This is a genomic window from Pseudoalteromonas sp. AOP7-A1-14, from assembly GCF_052376275.1.
In the GTDB taxonomy this organism is placed as follows: Bacteria; Pseudomonadota; Gammaproteobacteria; order Enterobacterales; family Alteromonadaceae; genus Pseudoalteromonas.
In genome coordinates this window covers 1-762 of the sequence record NZ_JBQSVO010000273.1, presented here as the reverse complement: position 1 = coordinate 762, position 762 = coordinate 1, and the positions used below count along the sequence as shown (strand labels likewise).

Sequence of the window (762 nt, the reverse complement as noted above, 5' to 3'; positions counted from 1 at the left end):
ACCAGAGTTGCGAGCAGTAAAAGTATGTCTAATCGATTGAGTTTGTTCGTTCTGTGCAGATCTGAGCCTAAGCCGAATCTAACACTTTTTTGATCTCGAAACCCTGCCTCTATCTGCATTCTCATACCATATAGCTTGAGCACTTTTTCGAGAAAATGGTGCCTTTTTGGAAGTGAAGAAACGAGTAGCCAAGGCTCTTTATAACCGCGTTCTTTATCTCTTTTTAATAACTTATGTCCCTTGCCAACCAACACTGCATGCGTTTGATATTTTGCACTTTTGGTCAGCTCGGTCGCGCCAAGATACTGGCTCTTACGTTGATTGCTCTTGAATAGTGACTGGCATGGAACAAACTCATCGCTGCCCTGCGTTTTCAAGTGTGCCGTACCTCGAACTCGGCTAATATAATGCCAGTCATTGTTTCGCACGGCTTTGAGCCAAGGAACTTTAAAGCCCGCATCCGTAACAATAACGGGCCGACAATCACTCGGCAAGATCAGTTTGAGCATCTTCAAGAACCGTTTTTGTACTTTTGGGCAATGATATTGAAAGCTGAATGCACTTTCCTGGTATAAGGTCAAAGAGCGACCTTCACTGACAATGCTAGCACGCAGAATACAGTATTTGGTTTGTGTATCTGCATGACTCCAATCAACCAATATGACGGGATGCTTTTCAGTGACCACAAAACGGCTTAAGCGAACATAAACCGATGTCGATTCACGCAAAAGCTCGTGGTTATTGAGTAGTCGATCAATACGC

General features: G+C 43.8%; 1 protein-coding gene. It reads right to left on the bottom strand.

The features are described from left to right. Positions 1–762 (bottom strand): IS4 family transposase (locus ACT3RM_RS18075; RefSeq protein ID WP_444511543.1); only part of this gene is annotated, 762 nt, incomplete at both ends.